Here is an 18639-nt window from a genome sequence, read left to right as displayed (position 1 = left end):
TCAGGGCTGGGGCGGCGGAGTGGCGGCACCGGCCGGGATCAGGGCCAGTGCCAGGAAGGCACAGATGGCGAGGGAGACGCCAATGTAGACAGGCAAAGACATCGTCTCCTTCAGGTAGAGGAGCCCGATCACGTTGCCGATGATGATGGAGCCTGCACCAAAGAGGGCGACCGTGCGGCCGAGTTCCATCGTGGAGTAGATGTAAAGCTGGCCGAAGACGGCAATCTGCCGGATGAAAGTGTAGATCAGGAACCACCAGGTGAAGAAGGAGGCCAGAGTGAAGCCCTGCGACTTCATGTGGGTCCGCCCCATCACGTCGGAGATGGAGAAAAGGATCTGGGACCCTATGATGATGAAGGCGGGAGATTTCAGGAAGGCCACGGCATGGTGATGGGCGAGGGGACGGTGGGGGTCAAGCGCGGCCTTGACGCGGGCCCGGCGACGCGTTCCGCTCCGCCGGTATGGAGAGCGAGGCCCGGATCGAGATCCGCCGCTTGAGGGTGAAGACCTTCATCGGCGTGCCGGATGAAGAGCGGGCGGATGCCCAGGAACTACGGGTGAGTCTTTTGATCGAGCCACGCGTGGGCTTTGCCGCGATGGAGGATGAGATCGACCGCACAATCGACTACGCGGTGCTTGCCGCCGGCATCCAAGAACTCGCTTTGGCCCGACCGAGGAAGTTGATTGAGACCTTGGCTTCCGACATTGCCGTCCTCGTGTTGGAGAATCCGCAGGCTGCGAGCGTGGAGGTCGTCTTGGAGAAGTTCATCCTCCCCCAAACCGATTGTGTGGCGGTGCGCCTGAAGGCTTCCAAGGATGCCTAGCGGGCGAAGATCCGCTCGAAGTGCGGCTGAAAGGCACTGGCGAACTCATCCACGGATACGGGACGTTTCGCCTCTTGGGCGACGCAGCTCATCACGACCCCGTCGATCCCGCAAGGTGTGATGGCGAAGAAGGGCAGAAGCGACTCGGCTGTGATGTTGATCGCGAAGCCGTGCATGGAGATCCACTTGCGCACCCCCACGCCGATCGAGGCCAGCTTGCGATTCTCCACCCAGACTCCGGTGAGCCCTTCGCGGCGACCGGCATCAATCCCGAGATCCCTGCACGTGAGAATGAGAGACTCCTCGATGTTGCGGAGATGGGCGTGAAGATCCCGATTCCGCTCCCGCAGGTCGAGAATGGGATACCCGACCAACTGGCCCGGGCCATGATAGGTAGCTTGGCCGCCGCGGTTGGTTTCAAAGACAGGGGCGGGCAGGGAAGCCATGTTGCCCAGCGAGGATTGATCGCGCAGGCGCCCGATGGTGTAGACAGGGGCGTGTTCGAGCAGGAGCAAGGTCTCGCTTCCGCTTCCATCAAGGATGGAGTCCACCGCGGCATTCTGCTGCTTGAGGCCGTCTTCATAGCTAATGCCTTTACCGAGATGGAGCGTATTCATAGCGGACATGGTTCAAACTTGGCGTCGCTCCAGCATCTTCGCCTTCAGCGGATCGGATGCCTGCAAATGAGCCAGCCCGATGGCTAAAGCATCCGCTGCATCGTGAGGAGGAGTCTCGGCGAGTCCTAAGAGGGCTCGCACCATGAAGGCCACTTGTTGCTTGTCCGCCTTGCCCTTGCCGACCACCGCCATCTTCACCTTCATCGGCGCGTACTCATACACGCATAAACCGGCATCCGCCGCTGCGATCAGGGCCGCGGCTCGGGCCGCCCCCATCGAGATCGCCGTGCGGTGGGATTGCACGTAGATGATTCCTTCCACCGCCACCTCGTCGGGCTGGTGCTTCTCGATGACATTCCGCAAATGCATCCGCACCGCCGATAGAGCGGCAGATTGAGGCAGCCGATCCGGGATGGAGATAACATCGTAAGCGAGTACCTTTGCTTCGCGACCGATTCCCTCCAACACGGCGTAGCCCGTGTTGCGGACAGCAGGGTCGATGGAGAGGACGCGCATCCTGAGAAGGCTGTGGGTCTCACCGAAGGGTGACCGGAATTATCTCCGCTTCTTCTTGCCGCCCGTCGGCTTCTTCCGGATCGACTTGGCCGGGGAATCATCCAGCAGGGCGGTGTAGATGTAGTCGAAACCTTCCAGCTTCTTGCGCTTGATCTTCTGGTCGATGAAGACTTCCACCGACTTCGCGAACTCCAGCTCGTCCGCCGTGAGGATTGTGAAGGCATCGCCTTCCGCTTCCGCACGACCGGTACGACCGATGCGGTGCACGTAGTCCTCGGCATTTTCCGGGACGCGGTAGTTGATCACGTGCGAGACGCCGGAGATGTCGATGCCGCGGGCTGCAACGTCCGTTGCCACCAGCACCTCGTATTCGCCGCTCTTGAAGCCGGCCAAAGCCTTCATGCGATCCACCTGACTGATGTCGGAGTGCATCGCTGCGACTTTCTCGTGGCCTTCGCGCTTCAGCAGGGCGCAGACTTGGTCCGCCTCCTTGCGGGTGCGGGTGAAGACCATCACCGAGTGGTAGTCGGTCTGGTTCAGCAGCGCGATCAGAAGCTCGTCGCGCTGGTCCATCGAGACCGGGTAGAAGGCATGCGTGACGGTGGAGGCCACGGCTCGGCGCGCGATCTCCACGCTCACCGGATTGATGAGACACCACTGGGCGAAGGTCTGGATCGCCGCCGGCATGGTGGCCGAGAAGAACAGCGTCTGGCGGCCGTCCCAAGGGCAGAGGTTCACGATCTTGCGAACCTGCGGGAGGAAGCCCATGTCGAGCATGCGGTCCACTTCATCGAGGATCAGAATCTTCACCTCGTTGAAGCGCATGGTGGCGCGGTAGAAATGGTCGACCAATCGCCCGGGAGTGGCGACGACGATGTCGGCACCGTTCTGGAGAGCCTTGAGCTGATCGCCGAAGCCCACGCCGCCAAAGAGCAGCGCGACTTTCAGGCCGGTGTGCTTGCCGTATTTCTCGAATTGCTCCGCCACCTGGTGGGCGAGCTCGCGAGTCGGCTCCAGCACCAGGATCTGTGGCTTGCCCAGCGGCTTGATCTTGCTAAGGGCGGGCAAGGCGAATGCTGCGGTCTTGCCGGTGCCGGTTTGGGACGCACCGATCACGTCCTGTCCATTGAGGATCAATGGAATGGCCTGCGCCTGGATGGGCGTCGGGTTTTGATAGCCGGACTCCGTGACGGCTTCGAGGACGGCTTCGGAGAGGCCTAGAGTGTCAAATCCCATGTGCGGGGGAGGCGTAGGGCTCGCAAGCCCCATGGTCAAGGTATCACTTGCCTTTGATCTCACTCAGGTTCCGGCGGGAGCGGCGGGCGAGTGGATTAGCAGACACTCTTCCAGCAGGGGTTGCAGTTCCTTGAGCAGGGGGTGGCCTTGGACGAAGGGCTGACGGTAGCGGGTTTCGATCCGCTTCAAGGCGAAGTCGAGGTCGGCCTTCACGATGTCGTTCACCTCGCCACGGACTACGGCCACCATGTAGCAGAAGCGCCCGGCCCTGACGAAGGTGCGACGCCCCTCTCCCAACTCGAATCCGAGTTGGAGGGCCCCGGTCTCATCCCGCATCCGCAGGGCCAGTTGGCGGGAGAAAGGTCCCACTCGCCGGGGATTCGAGTGCCGGACCGGGTCGGAGCTGGCGTAGGAAACGAGCGAAAGCCGGTCGCGGTCTAGCAGGTAGACCTCCTCCACGTGGAAGCGACGGATCTTTTCCGCCAGCACTTCTTCGTAGCTGCGGCTGCTGAAGAGCGCCTGCATGCGCCACAGCATGCGGTGGCCGAAGTCCGGGTCTTGGAAGGGACCACTCTGGTGCTCGGAGAGAGCACGGCGGAAGGTGGCCCGCAGGATCGCCTCGAAGGAGGCGTCGTCGTGCAGGGAAAGGCCTTGGCCGCCACCGGCAGCCGCCAGGAGAGGGGCGAGCGCCGCGGTGAGATCGGCATCGGTGAAGTCCGTCTGCTCGCCTGTCCCGGGCGTGGTCGCTGCCGGTGCCGGGGCTAGATCCTCTTCCGGCTGCTTGGCGGGTTTCTCCGGCTCCGGCCCGGAAGCAGGCGGTGGATTGGTGGGCTGGGTTCCCAGCATGGGGAGGGAGAAGGGGACACGGCGGCTCGTGGGCTCGTCCGAGGGGATCGGGAATTCTCCGAGAGGGAGCTGGCTGCCGCGACCCTCCGTCTGCATCGACGAGGAGGGGAAGGGGAGGGGTAGCGGGGGGAAGATCGCGGTCATCGGATTCCTCCGCTTGGGGTTGCGTGCTGGGCTGCGGCGTCCGCAATGGCGCGGGCGGCTTCCGCCAGTTGGGCGAAGGAAGCCTGCATCCTGCTCACCCGCGCGTCGTCGGTGGATTCGAGCCGTGAGTTCACCCAAGCCTTGGTCTGCTCCAGTTCCGAGCGCATTTCGGAAATCAGATGCGTCTCGCGCTGCTGTAAATACTGCCGGAAGCCTTGATTCCAGCTTTCCAGCCAACGGGTGACGCGCTGCTCCAGTTCGGCTTGGGCTTCCAGCCCCGAAGCCTCGCGACCGCGCGCGGCCGCTTGAATCTGACCCGCCAGACGGTGGGTTTCTTCCACCCGGCGCGCCTTCTCCGCATCGATCTCATCGCGCAACTCCTGCAATTTCAGGTCGTGACGCTGCTCATAGTTTGCGAGCCGGATCTCGAAAACGTCATCGGGTGCCTGCGTCGGCATCGGGCGCAAATTCGCCTCGAGCCGCTCCAGGCGGCGTTCCACGCTATCCATCTGGCGGCCCACGAGAATCTCGCGGATCCGTTCGACTTGGCGCGACGGATTAATGTCGGGGGGGGCGGGGGGCATGTGGGGGGACTTGCTCCGTGGGTGGGGCCGGACGGGGTGATCCGGATGGAGAAAGTTATTGAAACAGCAGCAGAGGCTATGCCGCAGAAAGGGTGGATGTAAATGCGAAGATTGTTAGTTCGGTTTTCTTAACTATCCGGACGACGAAAATTCCCATGGTGCAGGCGGGGTGCGCGAACTCCGTGAAAGACACCCGGGTGCGGTTGTGGTAAGGGGAGGCCGATGTCCGACCAAGACTACGACAAGGAGCGCGACCAAGTGCTCGCCGCCGCCTACGAAAAGACGCGCAAGAGCTTGATCGCGCGGTTGGACAATTGGGAGGACCAAAAGACCTGGGACGAGTTCTACCAGACCTACTGGCGCTTGATCTACGCCGTGGCCATCAAGGCGGGCCTGCGGCCGGACGAGGCCCACGACTGCGTCCAGGAGACCGTTCTTTCGATCGCCAAGCAGTCGAAGAAGAAGCTCTACGATCCCGAACAGGGCTCCTTCAAGACCTGGCTGATGAACATGACCCGCTGGCGGATCAACGACCAGTTCCGCAAGCGCAAGAAGGACACCGCCATGGCCGGCGGCGAATGGGAGGACGACCGCAAGACCGCCGTGATCGACCGTTTCGAGGACCCGAAGGGTGACCTGCTGGCCCGCCTGTGGGATGTGGAGTGGAAGAAGAACGTGGCCGACGCCGCGCTCGCGCGGGTGAAGGCGCAGGTTTCACCGAAGCAGTATCAGATTTTCGACTGCTACGTGGTCCGTCAGTGGGATGCCAAAAAGGTGCAGGATCACTTGAATGTCAGCATGGCACAGGTTTACCTCGCCAAGCATCGCGTGGGAGCCGTCCTGAAGAAGGAACTCGCGCGCTTGGAAGAGGAAGTCGATGAATAGAGCTCGCCCCGATCCGATCATCCCCGACCACGAGGTTCTGCGGAAAATCGGTGGTGGTGCGTACGGCGAGGTGTGGCTTGCCCGCGGCGTGACGGGCGCGCTCCGCGCCGTGAAGGTGCTGTGGCGCGACGATTTCGAGGACGAGCGCAGTTTCGAGCGGGAGTTCGAGGGGATCCTGAAGTTCGAGCCGATCTCGCGGGATCACCCGGGGCTCGTGAACATCCTCCATGTCGGGCGCAGCCCGGACGGGAAGGCTTTCTATTATTATGTGATGGAGCTCGGCGACGACGTGATCGCCGGTCGCGACATCAACCCGGTGGAGTACGAGGCACGGACCCTGCGCAGCGACACCAAGCGTACTCCCGGTAGCAAGCTCGATACCGGCTTCGTCATCGACGTGGGCGTGCGTCTCGCCGAGGCGTTGCGGCACCTTCACGACAACGGTCTGGCTCACCGCGACGTGAAGCCGGCGAACGTGATCTTCGTCGCCGGTCGGGCGAAGCTCGCGGACATCGGCTTGGTGGCAGCACGCGGGCAGAGAACCTTTGTGGGCACGGAAGGCTTCGTGCCGCCGGAGGGTCCGGGCTCCGCGCAGGCGGATGTCTACAGCCTCGGCAAGGTCCTCTACGAGATCGCCACCGGCAAGGACCGGATGGAGTTTCCGGAACTGCCCGATGAATTGCCTCCCGGTTCGGAGCGCAAGCGCTGGCTCGCGCTCAACCAGATCATCTGCGATACCTGCGAACCCCATCTCTCGAAACGCCGTCTTTCGACGGCAGGAGATCTCGCTGAAGCCCTGCGCCGCCTCCAGGAAGGGAAGCGTCGTCGCCGCCGCCGTCCTGTCGGTGCCTTCATGGCCCTGGTGCTTTGTGCCGCGGTGGTAATCTATGGCGGCTGGGATCATCTCCAGACCCTGCTGCCCCCGCGCCTTCCCGATAAGCCGGAACTGCAGCCGGTGAAGATCAAAGTGAGCAGCACCCCGGCTGGTGCGACCGTGATCGACGAGTCGACCGGCGAGACGATCGGCTCCACGCCCACCGAGTTGATCGAGTCCCACGTCGGAGAGCGCATTCGCTTCAGCCTGAAGATGCTCGGCTACGAACCCTGTCCGATCGACATGGTGGTGCCGGAGTCCGCAGCGGGTGGGACCTTGTTCCTGAGCCCCGAGCTGAAAGTCTACGCACCGCCAGCGATCAACGAGCCCTGGACCGACCAACTCGGCCAGCGCTACATGCCCTTGAATGAGGGCCACGAAGCAGTGAGACCCGTGGGCGAAACGGAATGGCGCCGCTTCGCCGAGGGCAAGCCGGATGCCTACGCGGAGTTCGTCGAGATCACGGAAGGCGATACGAAGCGCAAAGTCGCTCTAACAAGTCATGGCGATGCGCGGGAGTTTTGCTTCTGGCTGGCCACGGAGGGGATCAAGCAGGGCTATCTCTCCGAAGATCACCAGGCGGAGCCGCACATGGTCGAAGGCTTCCAAGCGGAGGGGATCAGCGAGAAGGCCCGGAATGAAGGACTCAAGCCCTTCCGGCCCTATGTCAGCAAGATACCCTTCGGCACCCTGAGCGTGCGGGCCGAACCTTCCGGTGCCGAAGTGATCGTGAAGGTAGGCGATGTCGAAGTCCGACGGAGCGAGGTCAGCGGCATGGTGGAGCTCAGCGGGATCAAGCCCGGGGAGATGGAAGTCAGCGTCTGGATGGAAGGCTACAAGCGGAGCGTCCAGAAACTCACGCTCAAGCCGAACGAGACTCGCGACCTGTTCTTCAAGCTCGAGCTCAATCACAGCGTGGTCATGGACCGGCCGTGGACCAACAGTCTGGAGATGAGCTTCGTGCCGGTGATGCCCGGCGATTTGCAGGCCTGCATCTGGGAGACGCGGGTGAAGGACTTCAGCGCTTTCCTGCGGGCCGCCCATCCCGAAATCTATCAGGTAGAGAAGCCGGGAGATCATCCGGTGGTCCATGTGAAGCGCAGCGATGCGATGGAGTTCTGCGCTTGGCTTACCAAGGTCGAACGGGAACAGGAGCGGCTTACCGATGCCCACGAATATCGCCTGCCGACCGACTACGAGTGGAGCTTCATGGCCGGCTTGAAGAGCGAGCTGAAGGTCTCGACCCCCGATCGCCGCGAACAGCAGATGCTACAGATCTTCCCGTGGGGTGTCGCATGGCCGCCGATCGCGAACGGGGCGAACCTCGGCAACTTCGCAGGCTCTGAGGCGGCGACCAATCCCGGCATGAGTCCGGAGCGCGTGATCTTCGGCTACAGCGATGGCTTCGCTACGACTTCCCCCGTTGGCTCCTTCCCGCCGAACGCCATCGGTCTCTACGATATCTCCGGCAACGTGCTGGAGTGGGTGCAGGAGGATTACATTCCGAACAACGGCTTCGGCGTCATGCGTGGCGGTAGTTGGAAGAGTTGGCGCCAGCAGGATCTTTACACGGGCTTCCGCTACACGCTCACTCCGGATTTGCCGGACGATGCCTGCGGCTTCCGCATCGTGCTTGCCAAGGTTCCGCCGAAAGAAGACACCGGTCCTGCTGAATCCGCGATAGACGAAGATGGTTGAGATCAAGATCGATTACCAAGGGGACCTCCACTGCCAGGCGGTCCACGGGCCCTCCGGAACCGTGCTCGAAACCGATGCCCCGGTGGACAACAACGGCCGCGGCGAATCGTTCTCGCCGACCGATCTGGTCGCCACCGCACTGGGGGTCTGCATGGCCACCGTCATGGGCATTGTCTCGAAGCGGAAGGAGATCGATCTGGAAGGCATGAAGGTGGATGTGAAGAAGCACATGTCCACCGATACGCCACGGCGCATCTCGAAGCTGGAGGTGGATATCCACATGCCGCTCTCCGGTGATCATCCCGAGCGCAAGATGTTAGAGGCGACCGGTAACGGTTGCCCGGTGCACCAGAGCCTGCATCCGGATGTGATCCAGGAGATCCGTTGGCACTGGCAATAGCCGCGTGCCGCTTAACGGCTCGAAGGAATACTACACTGTGCAGGGGCTGTTATAAACCAGCCCGTTGTCCTCGCGGCGGCATGCCCCTAACATGCCGCCAAGTTCTTTGAGAACGAAACCGTCAGCCGAGTGCACCGGACGCGTTGTCCGGAGCAACGGGGGAACCAATCCCGACCGTGATTTGCAGGCCCGTGGCCTGTGGTCCGGTCTTCGGGGCATACGGTGCCTGCGGCACCGGGAGCACGTGGTGGCTCCAGCCCGACAGCTAACCTCGTAGGCATCACCGCGGGGCGCGGATCGTTCGCTTGTCTCTCCAGAAACAAGGGACAGGCCGAAGCCGCCGCCGCTTCGCCAGTTCCAGAAAAATCGCCGGCCCCCGCCTTCCCGCAGGCGGGCGGGACCGGCTTCGAAAGAAAGAAAAGGAGAACAACATGATTGCTGACATCCTGTTCAGCGTGGGGATCGTCGTGGCCGGTATTCTGGTCATCGCGATCGGGGTCTATCTCTTCCTGGGCGTGCGCTACATACCGCACCGCCGGGTGGGGATCATCGAAAAGCTGTGGTCCGCCAGCGGTTCGCTGACGGAGGGCCGGATCATCGCCTTGAATGGCGAGGCCGGTTATCAGGCCAAGGTGCTGCGAGGTGGCCTCTACTTTGGCTATCCCTTCTGGAAGTTCAATATCCACAAGGTGCCTCTGGTAACGGTGGCGGAAGGCCGTATCGGCTACGTCTATGCCCGTGATGGACAGCCCTTGTTGCCGATTCAGACGCTGGGGCACATCGTCGATTGCAACGGCTTCCAGGACGCGGTCGGATTCCTTGAACACGGAGGCCAACGCGGTCGCCAGCGGGGCATCCTGCGCGAGGGTGTCTATGCCATCAATACGGCCGTGTTCATGGTAATCACCGAAACCGGCGTGCACACCGGCCCGATCTCCACCGAGGAGAGCCGCATGGCCCAGTTCTGGCGCGAGGAGCTTCAGAACCAGAACGGCTTCACGCCCGTGATCGTGGGCGATCCGAAAGGCAAGCAGAACGAACCGCCGAAGCCGAATGGTCTGGCCGAGTCCGACAACGTCGGCGTGGTCACGATTCACGATGGCCCCTCACTTGAAGCGGGTGATGTGATTGCTCCCGAGGTCCGCGATGGCCAAGGCGGCTCCGGCCACAATTACTTTCAGGATCCCGAGGTTTTCCTGAAGCTTGGTGGTCGTCGCGGCAAGCAGCTCCAGGTGCTGACGGACGGCACCTATTTCATCAACCGCTGGTTTGCCACGGTGGAACTCAAGCCGAAGACCCTGATCCCAATCGGCTACGTGGGCGTGGTGATCGGCTATTTCGGGGGCGATGGGACGGACGTGACCGGCGCGAATTTCCGCTACGGCGAACAAGTGGAAAGCGGTCGCCGCGGGGTATGGAAGCAAGCCCTCACCCCTGGCAAGTATGCGCTCAATCCCTATGCCCTGAAGGTCGAGCTGGTGCCTACGGTGAACTTCGTACTTCGCTGGATCAGCGGGCAGACGGAGACCCACAAGTATGACGAGAACCTCGCGAGCATCCCGATCATCACCGCGGACGGCTACGAGCCCCTGCTGCCGCTCAGCCTGGTGCTGCACATCGATTACCAGAAGGCACCGCGCGTGGTGCAGCGCTTCGGCGATGTGAACCGCCTGATCAGCCAAACCCTCGACCCGATCCTTACCGCTTACTTCCGGGATGTGGCCCAGAGCAGTAATATGCTCGACCTGCTGACCCAGCGCGAGGAGATCCAGCGCCTCGCTACCGAGGAACTCGGCCGCCGCTTCGAGGGCTACGACATCAACTGCGTGGCCGTGCTGATCGGCCGACCGGAGAGCGTTCATCGCAGGGATGGGGAAGACCCCATCGACGCCCTCTTCGATCAACTGCGCCAGCGTCGTTTGGCCGAGGAACAGAAGGAAACCTTCGCCAAGCAGCAGGAAGCTGCCGCCCGTCTGAAGGAGCTGAATCAAGCTCAAGCAGAAGCCGCGCGCCAGACCCACCTGACCGAAACCCAGATCGAGATTCAAGTCGCGGCGAACCGTGGCTCGGCCCAACTCGCGGAAGCCGAGCGCCTCGCCAAGCGCGAGATCGCCATGGCGGAGGGCCAAGCCCGCGTGGCCGAGCTCGTGGGCCAGGGTGAAGCCGCGCGCATCCGCCAGATCGCGGAGGCCGAGGCCGGGAAGATCGCCCGGGTGGGTGAGGCGGAAGCCGAGGTCAGCCGCCAGAAGGTGGCGGCCTACGGTGATAACCGTCTCTATGCGCTGAACCTCGTGGCCAGTGAGTTGGCCCACAGCCAGCAACCGCTGGTCCCGGAGAAGCTCGTGATGCTCGGCGGGGAGGGGCGCGATGCCGCCCAAGCCGGAGTTTTTCAGGCCATGATGGGATTGCTGACCGCTTGGGACAATCTGAAGGACACCACGGAGGTCGAGACGGTGCCGATCGATCCTTCCAAAGCGGCGTGAGGTCTACCCGATGGAGGAGAGGCGGCGGGTGTCGGTCGCCTCTCTTCCTGTCCGGCGATTCTGCCCCATCCTCCGGCGATTGTGCCCCTTGAATCACTTTCCGGAACCGCCGAACGATGGGATGCCATGATGAAAACCCAAATCTCCGGCAGCCTTATTGCCGTCTTTTGTTGTGCGGCGCTCCATGCCGCGCCGAAGTCCATCACTCTCAACTCAAGCTCCTATCCCGCGGGAAGCCCGATCACCGCGACCTTCAACGGCGGGCCGGGGAACGATGACGACTGGATCGGGATCTTTCCGGCGAGCATCACGAATCCTTCCACCGGAACCTACCTCGACTGGCGTTACACGAACGGGACCCAGACGGCGGGCGGTAACCTCAAGAGTGGCAGCATCACCTTCGCCAATCCCACGCTGGCACCGGGCAACTACAAGGTCTGGTTCCTGGCTGACAACGGATACTCCAAGATCGCCGGACCAGCGCAATTCAGCGTGACCCCTGCGGGTGGACCGGGACGACCGCAATGGGTGGTGCCATCCTTCATCCAGCGTCATGCCGTCGCGGGCCAAGCCTACAGCGGCAAGGTCCATGCCTACGCTTACGATCCGGATCTCGGGGATGTGCTTTCGTTCTCGAAGATCTCCGGCCCGGCATGGCTCCAAGTCGGGGCCTCGGGAGCGATTTCCGGTACGCCGGCCGGATCCGACGCAGGGCAGGCTTCCTTCGTGCTGCGGGCGACCGATCTGTTAGGCAATAACCGGGATGTCACGATGACGATTCCGGTGTTCCAATCGGGCCAGGAGCAAATCTCCAGCGTCCGCGTGATGTCTTACAATCTCTGGCACGGCTGGGGCCAGGTAGATCAGGGCATGACCAAAGGACTCCGCTCGATCATCGAGGCGGATGTGGATATCATCGGCACTCAGGAAACGGTGGGTTCGGGTGGCTACTGCGTGCAGACCATCGCGAACGAACTAGGCTGGTTCTACAGCCCTACCGGCTCGGGCGATAGCGGCATTGCAAGCCGCTACCCGATCACCGCCACCTACACCGCGGGCAATGGAATTGCGAAGGGCGCCCGAATCCGGCTTTGTAGCCAGCCCCTGCGCGAGGTCGTGATCTTCAATACCCATCTGGACTACCTGCGCTACGGTCCATACGAGGCGAAGCGAGCGGGGTCCACCAACGCCAGCGTGCTGGCGGAAGAACTGGCCTCGCAGCGCGACGAGCAGATCGCGGCCGTGCTCAGCGGAATGTCCAGCCACCTTTCCTCCGCGGATAGCGTGCCGGTCTTCCTCACCGGAGATCTCAATTGCCCCTCCCATCTCGATTGGACCGCGGCCAATTCCGCCGCGCACTACGGCAAGGTGGTGCAATGGCCGGTCACGGTGGCGGTGGCAAATGCGGGCATGACCGACTCGTTCCGTCAGTTGTTCCCGAATCCGGCCCAGACTCCGGCGATCACTTGGTCCCCGCTCTACAGCAGCCCGAACGAGCCGCAGGACCGGATCGACTTCGTCTTCCACAAGGGCGCGCCAGTCACTCCCGCGAGTGCGGAGATCTTCACCAATGGCGTGCAGAGCAACGGCTACGTCTATGGTGACGATATCAGCGGCGCGCGCGGCAATACCTGGCCGAGCGACCACGCCGCGGTGGTCGTGGACTTCAATCTCGCCTGGCCCTGAGACGATCCGGAGCTGGCGGCTTACTTCACCGCCAGCTTCACCCGCTCGAGCACCTCGGCGTAGGCTTCCATGACCCCGCCGAGATCGCGGCGGAAGCGGTCCTTGTCCATCTTCTCGCCGGTCTTGAGATCCCAGAGGCGGCAGCCGTCCGGGCTGATTTCATCGGCGAGGACGATGGTCTTCGGATTGATGGCAAGGCGGCCGAACTCCAGCTTGAAGTCGACGAGCTTGAGCCCGCATTCGGCGAAGAACTTGCCGAGGATGGAGTTCACCTTGAGCGCGGATTCGCGGAGGAAGGCGAGTTCTTCCGGTGCCGCCAGCTTGAGCTCCCGGATGTAGTCGTCGTTGATGAGGGGATCGCCGAGTTCATCGCTCTTGATGCAGAACTCGATGATCGGCTGGGAGAAGGGGACGCCTTCTTCCATGCCGGTGCGCTTGCAGAAGCTGCCGGCGGAGAGATTGCGGATGATCACCTCAACCATCAGGATATCGACCTTGTGGACTTCCACGTTGGTGTCGTCGATCTGGCGGACGAAGTGGGTCGGCACGCCTTCCTTCTCAAGGAAGCCGTAGATCAGCGTGCTGATCGCGTTGTTGAGCCGCCCCTTGTCCTCGAACTGCGCCTTCTTCTCGCCGTTGAAGGCGGTGGCATCGTTCTTGAACTCCATGCGCAACACGTTCGGGTCTTCCGTGGCCCAAAGTCGCTTCGCCTTTCCCTCGTAGAGCGGTTCCATTCCGGAGAGGTACGGAGGCCCGGCGCGGGGGTCAAGCGGACGCGCTGGGGATTGGATAATTTCTCGTCACCAGCCGAAAACTCCCGCTCTACCCGGGAGGGGCTGGCAGCGATGGGGCTCCTGAGAGGCCGGTCGTTCCGGGAAGTCGGAAGTTCAATTTCCGCTAACTTCTTTCTGGGTCTGTCCAAGGGTGGTCGTTAACGTGGCTTCATGAAGGGTCGCGGCGCTTTATCGCTTATCTCCACGGTATTGATGTTATGTTCCTGCGACGAGCTTCTCAAGAGCTCGTCGAAACGGGGATCGATCGCGGACGAGGTGAAAATCACTTCCGCATCCAAGCAGGAAATTGTCGCCGCCTTCGAGGCCATTGGTAGTGCTGCCAATGAGCACAACCGGGTGCTGCTTCAAAACATCAGCGGTTCCGGCCCGGTCAACGGCCCTGCCTACAGCGCGGGTATGGCCCATCTTGATCGCTCGGCCCGCCAGCACAGCGGCGTGGCGAAGCAGGTCATCGATGCCATCGCCAACACATGGGTGTATGAGAAGACGCTCTTCGTCCCCTTTGATACGAGCCGGGGACAGGCCGCCGGGATGCAAAATTGGTCTGCCGATCAAGCCCTGCAACGGCGCGGCTACGTCCAGATCATGGAGCAAGAGCTTGCGACCTACGATCAAGCGGTGGCCTATCTCGAACGTGGCGAGAAACCCCTGCTGCGACAGAATTTCGAGAAATACCGGGTGCCCAAGGATGTTGCCGAGGAATTCATCCGGCTGCGCGATCTCTATGGCACGGAGATCGCCGGATATGAACTCGGGATGTTCCGGGAGCATAGGGAGGCGCTCCAGAGTTACCGCGACGCCATGACGGCGGCCAATCCCACCCAAGCGAACGAGTACATCGCGCAGGGGAACAAGCATCAGCAGCTATCCGATCAATTCAAGAGCAAGATGATCGCGGCGCTCCGCAGCCAGCTCGGCGCGGAGGGCTTGCTTTGAGCGGCTCCCGCCCGGGTTTCCCGGCGATTACTCGCCGCTCGAGAAGTCGGCGTTCGTGACCGTGTTTTTCCCGCCGGCGTTGCCGTCCGCCCGGTTGGTGGCGTAAGCGGGCTCGCTCAGGCCCCGCTCAAGGGCGAGTCCGGGACCATGGTTCTTCTGCAAGCTGTTGTTCTCTATAGTCACCCGCGTGGCGGCGAAGCGGACTGCGATGCCACCGAGAAGGTTCTCGCGGCACTGGTTGCCATGAATCCGGCCCGAACCGGCTGAGGACACCACGATCCCGTATTCACGGTTCGCGCGGAGGTCGCTGTTGGCCACCACCACGTTCTCCGCGGTGGTTTCCACCAGAATGCCATTCGCGCTGTTGTCGCGCGCCACGCATTCGTGGATGGCTCCCGCACCGCCTTCCCAGAGATCGAAGCCGTGGCCGAAGTTCCCGACCGACTCGCATTGGGTGAACTCGATCCGGCTCCCGGCCCCGCGGACGGCCACGCCGTCCCAGCCGTTGTTCTCGAAGACGCAGCGGGTGGCTGCCACCTGTCCGGCCTCCACGACCGCCAAGCCGTGCCCGGAGGAATCCGCGATCCGGCAGTCATTCATCGTGACCTCCGCCCCGCGGACCATCAGCGCGGAGAAGCGATCCTCGCCGGAATCGAAGCCGCGATGGCGGAAGGTGATCCCGCTGATCCGCGAACCGCTGGATTGCCGGCCGAAGGTCGCCGTGGTGCTGGTGGCCGCCTCAACTTCGAGGATCGTCTTCTCACGCCCCGCGCCTTCCAAGGTAACCGCCTTGTCCACCACGATGGGCCCGGCCCAGACGCCCTCGGCCACCACGATACGGTCGCGATCGCGCGCGGAGGCGAGTGCTTCGCTGAGCGAAGAGTAATCTCCCGGTACCTGCAGGGTGCGGGTATAAGACGCCATCTTCTGGTAAAGCGCGTCGATCTCGGGATCGCCGGGCGCTAGGGCCACGGCCTCGCGGAGCCACTCCAAGGCATCCCGATCAAAGCGTCCTTGGTCGCGCACCTTGGCAGCGGCGAAGAGTTCCTTGGCCCGCAGGCGGTCCTTCGCGTCCTTCTCGCGTCCGGCTGCGATTTCCCCGAGCAGTTGCTTGGCCTGGACATCGCCCGGGAAAGCTTCGGAGAGTTCCTTGGCCCGGGATTCCGCTTCGTCCCAGCGCCGCTTCTGGATCGCGGTGCTGGCGGCATTCACCAGCGTCTCCCGCGCCTGCGTGCTGCGCGCCAGTTCGACCTTTTCCAAAAGATCCGCGACTTCCTTTTGGTTCGGATACTTCTCCAGCACCTTGCGGGCGGCATTCGCGGCGTCTTCCAACCGACCCAGCTCAAAGGCGGCGATGGCTTCGCCGGACCAGTAGCCTACGAACTGGCGCTGCTCTTCCTCCATGCCGGCCTCGATGCTGCGGCGACCGAGCACGGCGGGCTTGGAGCCGGGAGCGAGTTCCTCGATCTCCTTGTAAACGGCATCCGCCTCCGGCCACTGGCGGGAGTCGATCATCTTGGCTCCGAGGCCTTCCAGAAAGGCGACGCGCTCCATGATGTGGAGGTGGTGGCGCTCCTCGTTCTGCTGGTAGAGATACCATGCGGAACCTCCGCCGAGCACCAGCAGTGCGAAAACTGCACGCCCGACTCCGCTGCGGCGACGGGTGAGGACAGGCTCCGGGTCTTCCGACGGCAGTTCGCGGACCGGTGCTTCGGGCAGGGGCTGGGTCTTCGCTGCTGGCCGTGCCGTGACTTCGGGAGCGGGGGCTGTCGTCGGAGGCTCCGGCAAAGGTAAGTCCGGAATCTCCCCGGCCCGCTTGGGCTCCTCCACCTGCACGCCGGTGGCGGCGGACATCCATTCCTGGCGCTTCTTCGCCTCCCGATCCCTCTCCGCTTGCTCTTCGAGCACGGCGAGCGCGCGTTCGAACTCGATCAAGCCGTCTTGATAGCGCAGGGCGATGGTATCGTTCGGTGCCGTGCGTACGAGCTCCGCGATCCGATTGCGCGCGGCTTCAAGCTCGGCCAAACGGGGGGAGATATCTTCGTCTGCAGACAGTCCGAGCGTGCGCCGTGCTTCCTCCAAAGTCATGCCGGGACGCGTGTATCAGCAGGGGGCCATATGGGGAAGGGGACATTACGGAAAATCCCCTAACAGTCGCCGGGAGTTTTTTGGAAATCCGGCCGCTCGTTCGAGCTTCGGTCCGCGATCGCAGGGCGGTTGTCGCAGCGTTTCTCGCAGCAGCAATGATTTGTGGTGCGAGACCGCTTCAAAAACTTTCCGTGAGCGGATCGATCCCTCTCAGAAGCGCTGGACGATCGGCATCCGCCGGCCCATTCCGAACGCTTTCGAGGTTACCCGTAGGCCGGGGGCGGCTTGTTGGCGCTTCCACTCGTTCAGGTCGACTCTCCGCTGGATCCAGCGCACGATGCTTTCTTCGTAGCCGTGCTCCACGATCTCTTCCGCGGAGAGGTGGCGTTCGACATAGAGTTCCAGAATGCCATCAAGCACCTCATAGGGTGGCAGCGTGTCCTGATCCTTTTGGTCAGGGCGCAGTTCCGCGCTCGGCGGCTTGTCGATCGTGTTCCAAGGGATGATCTCGCGCTCGCGGTTGATCCAGCGGGAGAGCTCGTAGACGCGCATCTTCGGGAGATCCGAGATTACGGCGAGGCCGCCGCACATGTCCCCGTAGATCGTGCAATAGCCCACGGCGAGCTCGCTTTTGTTGCCGGTGGTGAGCAGCAGGTGGCCGAATTTGTTCGAGAGTGACATGAGATAAAGGCCGCGAATGCGCGCCTGCATGTTCTCTTCCGTCACGTCTTCCTTGGTTCCAGCGAAGAGAGGTGCCATGGCCTCCTTGACCGAGGTGAAGGTGTCCTTGATCGGCACGATATCGCATCGGATCCCGAGCGTTTCGGCCAAGGCGACCGAATCGTCCACGCTGCCGCCGGATGAGAAGGGGCTCGGCATGGTGAGCCCATGCACATTCTCCGCGCCCAAGGCATCGGCGGCCAGAACGGCGGTCAGGGCCGAATCAATGCCGCCGCTCAGCCCCAGACAGACGCTGCGGAATCCGCACTTGGTCACATAGTCCCGGAGGCCCAGCACAAGGGCATCATACAGTTGTCCGGCAGCGACGGGTTGTGGCAAGTCCGCTTCACCGGCGGGCAGGGAATCAAGATCCACCGTCACGCAGCTTTCGCTGAAGCCCGGCATCTGCACGGCGATCCGGCCATCCGCGGAAGCGACGAGGGAATGGCCATCGAAGACAAGCTGGTCATTCGCGCCCACCGCGTTGGCATAGATCACCGGGACGCCCGCTTCCTTGGCGACCTCCGCCATCATCTCGCGGCGTAGCTCGGGCTTGCCGAGATGGAAGGGGGAGGCGGAGAGGTTGAGCAGGAAATCCACTCCCTTTCCGCACAGCTCGCGAACGGGATCACGATCGTAGAGCGGGCGATGCAGGAACTCCTCGGTCCAGATATCCTCGCAGATCGTCACGCCGAGGCACAGCCCATTCCAGAGGATGGGCTCGCAGGATTCGCCGGGTTCGAAGTAGCGGCGCTCGTCGAAGACATCGTAGGTCGGTAGCAGGGTCTTCCAGATCTTTGCACGGATCTCGCCTTTGTGGAGGAAGGCGGCGGCATTGCGGAAGGGCTTGCCCGGTTTGCCACTGTCATTGTGGTCCACATACCCGACGAGGAGCGGGATCTCCTTCACCTCGCCTGCCAGATAGTCGAGTGCTTGCAGACACTTCGGGACGAATTGGGATTTGAAGACCAGATCGCGCGGCGGGTAGCCGACCAAGGATAGCTCCGGCGTCACGACGATGTCGGCGCCTTGCTCCAAGCATTCGCGATAAGCGTGGAGCAGCCGCTTCACATTGCCGGGGAAATCCCCGATCACTCCATTCACCTGCGCAATGCCAACCTTCATCCGCGGCGAAGCAATCATGCCGCCGGACCTTTCGGAAAGCCCGAACTCGATTCTTGCCCCAGCGCTTCGCGGGGAGAAATAGAAAGGCGCGAATCGCAAGTCCCCCCGGAATCACAATTCGCGCCTTTTCTTTGACCTGAGAAAACCTTGGCAGGTTGATTGGCCGAAATCCCCCCGGATCGA

General features: G+C 62.6%; 16 protein-coding genes and 1 riboswitch. Of the genes, 7 read left to right on the top strand and 9 right to left on the bottom strand.

Features of this window, described 5'->3' with window-relative positions; genetic code table 11:
• The gene (locus OJ996_RS17680) at positions 1-381 is read right to left on the bottom strand and encodes a hypothetical protein (RefSeq protein ID WP_264514969.1); all 381 of its coding nucleotides are present in this window, start codon (positions 379-381) and stop codon (positions 1-3) included.
• Positions 382-461: 80 nt separating this feature from the next.
• On the opposite strand from OJ996_RS17680, the gene OJ996_RS17675 reads away from it, so the two are divergent.
• Complete coding sequence (locus OJ996_RS17675) at positions 462-824, top strand: dihydroneopterin aldolase (RefSeq protein WP_264514968.1); 363 nt, start codon at positions 462-464, stop codon at positions 822-824.
• Here the strand turns inward: OJ996_RS17675 and lipB are convergent.
• The 5 genes from lipB to OJ996_RS17650 form a co-directional block, all read right to left on the bottom strand.
• Complete coding sequence (gene lipB / locus OJ996_RS17670; RefSeq protein ID WP_264514967.1) at positions 821-1441, bottom strand: lipoyl(octanoyl) transferase LipB; 621 nt, start codon at positions 1439-1441, stop codon at positions 821-823. The genes OJ996_RS17675 and lipB overlap by 4 nt on opposite strands.
• Before the next feature lie 12 nt (positions 1442-1453).
• Positions 1454-1957 carry a crossover junction endodeoxyribonuclease RuvC gene (ruvC, locus tag OJ996_RS17665; RefSeq protein ID WP_264514966.1) on the bottom strand — a complete coding sequence of 168 codons (504 nt, stop codon included), beginning with the start codon at positions 1955-1957 and terminating at the stop codon, positions 1454-1456.
• A 39-nt stretch (positions 1958-1996) separates the two neighbouring features.
• Positions 1997-3193, bottom strand: coding sequence for a DEAD/DEAH box helicase (locus OJ996_RS17660; RefSeq protein WP_264514965.1), 1197 nt, complete (start codon positions 3191-3193; stop codon positions 1997-1999).
• Positions 3194-3256: 63 nt separating this feature from the next.
• Positions 3257-4183, bottom strand: a complete 927-nt coding sequence (locus tag OJ996_RS17655) for a hypothetical protein (RefSeq protein ID WP_264514964.1) — start codon at positions 4181-4183, stop codon at positions 3257-3259.
• The gene (locus OJ996_RS17650; RefSeq protein WP_264514963.1) at positions 4180-4767 is read right to left on the bottom strand and encodes a hypothetical protein; all 588 of its coding nucleotides are present in this window, start codon (positions 4765-4767) and stop codon (positions 4180-4182) included. The genes OJ996_RS17655 and OJ996_RS17650 overlap by 4 nt, the downstream gene beginning before the upstream one ends.
• 222 nt (positions 4768-4989) lie before the next feature.
• On the opposite strand from OJ996_RS17650, the gene OJ996_RS17645 reads away from it, so the two are divergent.
• From OJ996_RS17645 to OJ996_RS17625, 5 genes are all read left to right on the top strand, one after another.
• Positions 4990-5652, top strand: a complete 663-nt coding sequence (locus OJ996_RS17645) for an RNA polymerase sigma factor (protein ID WP_264514962.1) — start codon at positions 4990-4992, stop codon at positions 5650-5652.
• Positions 5645-8224, top strand: coding sequence for a bifunctional serine/threonine-protein kinase/formylglycine-generating enzyme family protein (locus OJ996_RS17640; RefSeq protein ID WP_264514961.1), 2580 nt, complete (start codon positions 5645-5647; stop codon positions 8222-8224). Before OJ996_RS17645 ends, OJ996_RS17640 begins: the two co-directional genes overlap by 8 nt.
• Positions 8217-8624, top strand: coding sequence for an OsmC family protein (locus OJ996_RS17635; RefSeq protein ID WP_264514960.1), 408 nt, complete (start codon positions 8217-8219; stop codon positions 8622-8624). Before OJ996_RS17640 ends, OJ996_RS17635 begins: the two co-directional genes overlap by 8 nt.
• 113 nt (positions 8625-8737) lie before the next feature.
• A riboswitch (cyclic di-AMP (ydaO/yuaA leader) is annotated at positions 8738-8919 on the top strand.
• A 136-nt stretch (positions 8920-9055) separates the two neighbouring features.
• Positions 9056-11107 carry an SPFH domain-containing protein gene (locus OJ996_RS17630; protein WP_264514959.1) on the top strand — a complete coding sequence of 684 codons (2052 nt, stop codon included), beginning with the start codon at positions 9056-9058 and terminating at the stop codon, positions 11105-11107.
• A 129-nt stretch (positions 11108-11236) separates the two neighbouring features.
• On the top strand, positions 11237-12793 hold the full coding sequence (locus OJ996_RS17625) for an endonuclease/exonuclease/phosphatase family protein (protein WP_264514958.1): 1557 nt from the start codon (positions 11237-11239) through the stop codon (positions 12791-12793).
• Positions 12794-12813: 20 nt separating this feature from the next.
• Here the strand turns inward: OJ996_RS17625 and purC are convergent, their stop codons facing one another.
• Entirely contained in the window at positions 12814-13527 is a 714-nt protein-coding gene (purC, locus tag OJ996_RS17620) for a phosphoribosylaminoimidazolesuccinocarboxamide synthase (protein WP_264514957.1), read from the bottom strand.
• Positions 13528-13779: 252 nt separating this feature from the next.
• Here purC and OJ996_RS17615 point away from each other — a divergent pair, with 252 nt between their 5' ends.
• Positions 13780-14523 carry a hypothetical protein gene (locus tag OJ996_RS17615; protein ID WP_264514956.1) on the top strand — a complete coding sequence of 248 codons (744 nt, stop codon included), beginning with the start codon at positions 13780-13782 and terminating at the stop codon, positions 14521-14523.
• A 27-nt stretch (positions 14524-14550) separates the two neighbouring features.
• Here OJ996_RS17615 and OJ996_RS17610 read toward each other — a convergent pair whose 3' ends face one another.
• Entirely contained in the window at positions 14551-16611 is a 2061-nt protein-coding gene (locus OJ996_RS17610) for a right-handed parallel beta-helix repeat-containing protein (protein WP_264514955.1), read from the bottom strand.
• A gap of 210 nt (positions 16612-16821) precedes the next feature.
• A complete protein-coding gene (locus OJ996_RS17605) occupies positions 16822-18456 on the bottom strand; it encodes an NAD+ synthase (protein WP_264514953.1) in 1635 nt (544 codons plus the stop codon).
• Between the last annotated feature and the right edge of the window lie 183 nt (positions 18457-18639).

The organism is Luteolibacter rhizosphaerae (assembly GCF_025950095.1).
GTDB lineage: Bacteria > Verrucomicrobiota > Verrucomicrobiia > Verrucomicrobiales > Akkermansiaceae > Haloferula > Haloferula rhizosphaerae.
The sequence above is the reverse complement of the archived record's forward strand: the minus strand, read 5'-3'. Positions and strand labels throughout refer to the sequence as shown.

Excerpts from the sequence above, each read along its gene's own strand:
- OJ996_RS17675 (WP_264514968.1), top strand. The coding sequence starts at position 462 with ATGGAGAGCGAGGCCCGGATCGAGATCCGCCGCTTGAGGGTGAAGACC.
- lipB (WP_264514967.1), bottom strand. The coding sequence starts at position 1,441 with ATGAATACGCTCCATCTCGGTAAAGGCATTAGCTATGAAGACGGCCTC.
- ruvC (WP_264514966.1), bottom strand. The coding sequence starts at position 1,957 with ATGCGCGTCCTCTCCATCGACCCTGCTGTCCGCAACACGGGCTACGCC.
- OJ996_RS17660 (WP_264514965.1), bottom strand. The coding sequence starts at position 3,193 with ATGGGATTTGACACTCTAGGCCTCTCCGAAGCCGTCCTCGAAGCCGTC.
- OJ996_RS17655 (WP_264514964.1), bottom strand. The coding sequence starts at position 4,183 with ATGACCGCGATCTTCCCCCCGCTACCCCTCCCCTTCCCCTCCTCGTCG.
- OJ996_RS17650 (WP_264514963.1), bottom strand. The coding sequence starts at position 4,767 with ATGCCCCCCGCCCCCCCCGACATTAATCCGTCGCGCCAAGTCGAACGG.
- OJ996_RS17645 (WP_264514962.1), top strand. The coding sequence starts at position 4,990 with ATGTCCGACCAAGACTACGACAAGGAGCGCGACCAAGTGCTCGCCGCC.
- OJ996_RS17640 (WP_264514961.1), top strand. The coding sequence starts at position 5,645 with ATGAATAGAGCTCGCCCCGATCCGATCATCCCCGACCACGAGGTTCTG.
- OJ996_RS17635 (WP_264514960.1), top strand. The coding sequence starts at position 8,217 with ATGGTTGAGATCAAGATCGATTACCAAGGGGACCTCCACTGCCAGGCG.
- OJ996_RS17630 (WP_264514959.1), top strand. The coding sequence starts at position 9,056 with ATGATTGCTGACATCCTGTTCAGCGTGGGGATCGTCGTGGCCGGTATT.
- OJ996_RS17625 (WP_264514958.1), top strand. The coding sequence starts at position 11,237 with ATGAAAACCCAAATCTCCGGCAGCCTTATTGCCGTCTTTTGTTGTGCG.
- purC (WP_264514957.1), bottom strand. The coding sequence starts at position 13,527 with ATGGAACCGCTCTACGAGGGAAAGGCGAAGCGACTTTGGGCCACGGAA.
- OJ996_RS17615 (WP_264514956.1), top strand. The coding sequence starts at position 13,780 with ATGTTATGTTCCTGCGACGAGCTTCTCAAGAGCTCGTCGAAACGGGGA.
- OJ996_RS17610 (WP_264514955.1), bottom strand. The coding sequence starts at position 16,611 with ATGACTTTGGAGGAAGCACGGCGCACGCTCGGACTGTCTGCAGACGAA.
- OJ996_RS17605 (WP_264514953.1), bottom strand. The coding sequence starts at position 18,456 with ATGAAGGTTGGCATTGCGCAGGTGAATGGAGTGATCGGGGATTTCCCC.